The 325-nt window shown below is 74.5% G+C and carries 1 protein-coding gene; it reads left to right on the top strand.

Annotated elements, in window-relative coordinates; genetic code table 11:
- Window positions 1–325: MFS transporter (locus DZG00_RS16690; RefSeq protein WP_147360121.1), on the top strand; the 325-nt coding region annotated here is incomplete at both ends.

Below are 325 nucleotides of genomic sequence, written 5' to 3'. Positions count from 1 at the left end.
CCTCCGCTTCGCGCAGGGCGTGGGCGTCGGCGGCGAGTGGGGCGGCGCGGTGCTGCTCTCGAGCGAGTTCGGGGATCCACGGAAGAGGGGCTTCTGGTCGTCGGCCGCGCAGGTCGGCCCGCCCGCGGGCAACCTGCTCGCCAACGGCGCGCTCGCGCTGCTCACGGTGCTGCTCACCGAGGAGGACTTCCTCGCCTGGGGCTGGCGCGTGGCCTTCCTCCTCTCGGCGCTGCTCGTGGCGTTCGGCCTCTGGATCCGCCTGAAGCTCGAGGACACCCCCGTGTTCAAGGCGCTGCAGGAGCGCGGCGACCGGCCGAGCGCGCCC

Origin of the sequence: Clavibacter lycopersici (assembly GCF_003576405.1) — a bacterium.
Lineage (GTDB): Bacteria > Actinomycetota > Actinomycetes > Actinomycetales > Microbacteriaceae > Clavibacter > Clavibacter lycopersici.
The sequence above is the reverse complement of the archived record's forward strand: the minus strand, read 5'-3'. Positions and strand labels throughout refer to the sequence as shown.